The organism is Neisseria sp. HMSC055H02, from assembly GCF_001813335.1.
Taxonomy (GTDB): Bacteria; Pseudomonadota; Gammaproteobacteria; order Burkholderiales; family Neisseriaceae; genus Neisseria; species Neisseria sicca_C.
On the sequence record NZ_KV812096.1, the window covers coordinates 118,568 to 122,900 of the forward strand.

The 4,333-nt window shown below is 55.2% G+C and carries 4 protein-coding genes; 3 read left to right on the forward strand and 1 reads right to left on the reverse strand.

Features of this window, described 5'->3' with window-relative positions; translation table 11 throughout:
* Positions 1 to 679: 679 nt before the first annotated feature.
* A complete protein-coding gene (locus HMPREF2907_RS07405) occupies positions 680 to 1,495 on the forward strand; it encodes a helix-turn-helix transcriptional regulator (RefSeq protein ID WP_210388595.1) in 816 nt (271 codons plus the stop codon).
* Here the strand turns inward: HMPREF2907_RS07405 and HMPREF2907_RS07410 are convergent.
* Complete coding sequence (locus tag HMPREF2907_RS07410; protein ID WP_070681701.1) at positions 1,473 to 2,030, reverse strand: YbhB/YbcL family Raf kinase inhibitor-like protein; 558 nt, start codon at positions 2,028 to 2,030, stop codon at positions 1,473 to 1,475. The two genes, HMPREF2907_RS07405 and HMPREF2907_RS07410, sit on opposite strands and share 23 nt — an antisense overlap.
* Before the next feature lie 253 nt (positions 2,031 to 2,283).
* Between HMPREF2907_RS07410 and HMPREF2907_RS07415 the strand changes: the two genes are divergently transcribed.
* Together HMPREF2907_RS07415 and argF are read left to right on the forward strand one after the other, a co-directional pair.
* Complete coding sequence (locus HMPREF2907_RS07415) at positions 2,284 to 3,093, forward strand: methylated-DNA--[protein]-cysteine S-methyltransferase (protein WP_083310706.1); 810 nt, start codon at positions 2,284 to 2,286, stop codon at positions 3,091 to 3,093.
* A gap of 135 nt (positions 3,094 to 3,228) precedes the next feature.
* Positions 3,229 to 4,224, forward strand: a complete 996-nt coding sequence (argF, locus tag HMPREF2907_RS07420) for an ornithine carbamoyltransferase (protein ID WP_070681711.1) — start codon at positions 3,229 to 3,231, stop codon at positions 4,222 to 4,224.
* The last annotated feature ends 109 nt before the right edge of the window (positions 4,225 to 4,333 follow it).

A 4,333-nucleotide genomic window follows, 5' to 3' on the forward strand; every position in this document is an offset into this window, starting at 1 on the left:
ACGTGAGTTCGAGATAACGCATTGATTTTTTATGTGGATCGATTTATTTGAATAGCAATCCATTCCCTCTCCCGTGGGAGAGGGTTAGGGAGAGGACATTGGACGGCAACGGAAATATTGTCTGTATCTGCCCCGTTTTACCCTCTCCCCGACCCTCCCCCACAGGGGAGGGAGCCAAGTTGCAGGCACGCCGACGGAATTTCGCTTCGCATTAACTGCCTTATTTCGAACGCATGTCAAACTTAAATTTGCAAGGCCGTCTGAAAAGCAGATTGCTTGTCGGATATGGATGTCCGACAATTTGATTAGGCCTAACGTGAGTTCGAGATAACGCATTGATTTTTATGTAGAACGATTTATTTGAACGGCAATCCATTCCCTCTCCCGTGGGAGAGGGTTAGGGAGAGGACATTGGACGGCAACGGAAATATTGTCTGTATCTGCCCCGTTTTACCCTCTCCCCAACCCTCCCCCGCAGGGGAGGGAGCCAAGTTGCAGGTACGCCGACGGAATATGGTTGAAACCCGGCCTTTCAGGGCAGTAGAATTTTGGTTTATTTTTTGGGAAGTAACCCCTTCCAAATCAGGGTAAACAGGGCTGCGCCTTATGTGCAGCCCTGTGTGTTGAAACATTGAGGAATATAACCGTGCCGTCAAATTACTTTCATACGCGTGAACGATTGGGTGCTTTAGGCGGCATCGTGCAACATCATACCGCCTTGTACCGCAGTGTGGCGGTACATGAACCGACCGTGGTTATCGTGCGGCGCGGATGCAAGAAGCTGCGGTGGGCGGGGCGCGAATTGAGGATTGCGGCGGGTGAAGCGGTCGCGTTGGCAGGCGGGCAGACGTTTGACGTCATCAATATTCCCGATTCAGACGACCTCTATCAGGCGCAATGGATTGCTTTCGAACAGGAAGCCATAGAAAGGTTTGCCGCACAATACGGGACGGCGCAGGCAGTGTGCGATGCGGTGAAGCTGCCGCACCCCGGGCGGATGAGCGCGGCGTTTGATTATGCGGCTGCGGTGCTGGCGGATGAAGAAGTGCCGCACAATGCGGCGGAGGCCGCGCTTTGCGGCGTGTTGGCGTGGTTGCAGCATGACGGCATCGGTTTTGCCGTGTACGAAGGCGTCAACCTGATGCGGCAAATCCGCAAACTGATTACCGCCGATATGGCTGCGGACTGGTCATCGGCGATGTTGGCGCAGCGGCTTAATTGCAGCGAGGCTGCATTGCGGCGGCGGTTGGCGCGGCAGGACACGAATTTCCGTACGCTGCTGACGGATGTACGCATGATGCGCGCGCTGACGCTGTTGCAGGTTACGCAATGGCCGGTGGCGCAGATTGCCGGCGCGGTCGGCTATGACTGTCCGTCCCGTTTCAGCGCGCGCTTCAAAGAGCGGTTCGGTTGCGTGCCGTCGGCGGTCCGCTCGGAAGCGGAGCCGGCGGCATATCGGCGCACGGGGCAGGTCAGCGTCGGTGTTCGACCGTGAATTTCGCTTCGCCCAAGCTGTTTGCCTTAGTAAAGAAACCGACCAGCGCGGGTGTGGATTCGGCGGTGATGTTCGGCAGCTTGGCGACTTTCAGCGCGGTGAGCGTGAATTCGTAGCGGTGTTTCCTGCCTTCGGGAGGACACGCGCCGCCGTAGCCCGGAGTGCCGAAGTCTGTGCGGGTTTGCAGCGCGCCTTTGGGCAGTCTGCCGCCTTGCGCGGTAATGCCTGCGGGCAGGCGGCGGACATCGGCGGGAATGTCGGCGACCACCCAGTGCATCCAGCCCAGGCCGGTCGGCGCGTCTTTATCGTAAACGGTCAGGACGAAACTTTTTGTCCCTGCGGGCGGATTTTTCCACGACAGCGCGGGCGAAGCATTGCCGCCCGAACAGCCAAAGCCGTAAGGCGCGCTCAAAAGCTGGTTTTGCGTGAAGCCGCCGTCTTTGGACGGGTTGTTGAATTGCAGCGTGAATGCGCCCTCGGCAAAGGCAGCGGTTGAAAAAGCCAGCAGTACTGCGGAGAGGATGCGGGTTTGCATAGATGATTCCTTTGCTTGATGAATAAGTGGATTCATTATAGGCTGTCAACGGCGGCAGGAATGTGCCGAAACGGTTGGATGATGTGCCGAAATGCGCAAATGCAAAAATCGTGGTTTCAGACGACCCTTTGCAGGTCGTCTGAAGTCTTTAATTCCTTTCCCTGAGGCTTTAGAAATATCGAATATTTAGGAATTGCCGCAACCCAACCCTCAAGATTTCCGTCGTAGCCCGTTCCTGCATCGGCGTGCGGGAATGGCGAAAATTGGGGATTTTGCCGTCCAATCCATGATAGAGATACGGAGCAAACGAATGATTACCCTGCCTTCCTTAAACAATCTGCCGTCAAAATGGGATGAAATCCGCCATTGGCTCGAAACCCAAGTTTTTGAGTGTGAAGTCATGCCGTATCCCAATCTGACGGAACACGAAGCCAAGCAGTTCGAGCAGGATTTTATCGACCGTATCGGCTGCGCGCCTGAAGAATATGTCCGTATCCGCCGTGCCATCCGTTTGTTGGAAGCGAGTTATCCCGACAGTCCGAACGAACTGACCTCCGCCGCCATTGCCACGCCTTTGGGCGAGATGCTGGCAGTGTTTGGCAGCAAGGGTTTGTGTTTGCTGGAATTTGTCGGGCAGAAGCATATGGAGCAGGAAATTACCGCCGTCCAAAAAGCTTTGCGTGGACGGTTTGTGTTTCGGGAAGATGAGCGAACGCAACTTCTGCGGCAGGAATTGGACTTATACTTCAAGGGTCGTCTGAAAACCTTTGCCACGCCTTTGGAGCAGATTGGCACTGAATTTCAAAAGCAGGCATGGGATGAGCTGCTGACGATTCCCTACGGCGAAACGCGCAGCTACAAGGAGCAGGCGCAGCGTTTGGGCAATCCTAAAGCCGTCCGCGCCGTTGCCGCCGCCAACGGGCAGAACAAAGTGTCCATCCTGATTCCCTGCCACCGCGTCATCGGCAGCGACGGCAAGCTGACCGGCTACGCAGGCGGCTTGAACCGCAAACAGTCGCTGCTTGCTTTGGAACGCGGCGAAGTTCAGACGACCTTGTTTTGATTTTGAGGTAAGTCGGATACTGGTATCCGACAACGCCGATTGAAATTATCGGATTCGAAAATCCGACCTGACTAAAATAGAGCAGCGGCAGATTGCTCATCAATGCCCGACCTGCCGGAAAGGAGAAATACGAATATGAACCTGAAAAAACGCCATTTCCTGAAACTTTTGGACTTCACGCCCGAAGAAATCACCGCCTACCTCGACCTTGCCGCCGAGTTGAAAGCCGCCAAAAAGGCAGGGCGCGAAGTGCAGCGGATGAAGGGGAAGAACATTGCCCTGATTTTTGAAAAAACATCGACCCGCACCCGCTGCGCGTTTGAAGTCGCCGCGCGCGACCAAGGGGCGGGGGTCACTTATCTGGAGCCGTCCGCCAGCCAAATCGGGCATAAGGAAAGCATTAAAGACACCGCCCGCGTGTTGGGCAGGATGTACGACGGCATCGAATATCGCGGCTTCGGGCAGGACGTGGTCGAAGAATTGGCGAAATACGCCGGCGTGCCTGTTTTCAACGGTCTGACCAACGAGTTCCACCCCACCCAAATGCTCGCTGACGCGCTGACCATGCGCGAACACAGCGGCAAACCTTTGGACCAAACCGCGTTTGCCTATGTCGGCGACGCGCGTTACAACATGGCAAATTCGCTGCTGGTGTTGGGCGCGAAGCTCGGTATGGACGTGCGTATCGGCGCACCGAAAACCTTGTGGCCGTCTGAAAACATCGTCGCCCGCGCACGCGCCGTCGCCGAAGAAACCGGCGGAAAAATCTTGCTGACCGAAAATGCGGAAGAAGCCGTCAAAGGCGTAGATTTTATCCATACCGACGTGTGGGTCAGCATGGGCGAGCCGAAAGAGGCATGGCAGGAACGCATTGATTTATTGAAAGATTACCGCGTTACCCCCGAGCTGATGGCGGCATCGGGCAACCCGCAGGTCAAATTCATGCACTGCCTGCCCGCCTTCCACAATCGCGAAACCAAAGTCGGCGAATGGATTTACGAAACCTTCAGCTTAAACGGCGTGGAAGTAACGGAAGAAGTATTCGAAAGCCCCGCCAGCATCGTGTTTGACCAGGCGGAAAACCGGATGCACACGATTAAAGCGGTGATGGTTGCAGCGCTGGGGGATTAATCTTAACGTAATGCCGAAATAGAAAACGGTTAACCGCGGCTGTCCACACATAGATGGAAATGGCGGCAGAGGGTTATCCTATTTTTTATAGTGGATTAACTTTAAACCA

What these genes read in the sequence shown, in the direction of transcription:
- HMPREF2907_RS07410 (WP_070681701.1), bottom strand. Translation starts at nt 2,030, where the DNA reads ATGCAAACCCGCATCCTCTCCGCAGTACTGCTGGCTTTTTCAACCGCT.
- HMPREF2907_RS07415 (WP_083310706.1), top strand. Translation starts at nt 2,284, where the DNA reads ATGGCGAAAATTGGGGATTTTGCCGTCCAATCCATGATAGAGATACGG.
- argF (WP_070681711.1), top strand. Translation starts at nt 3,229, where the DNA reads ATGAACCTGAAAAAACGCCATTTCCTGAAACTTTTGGACTTCACGCCC.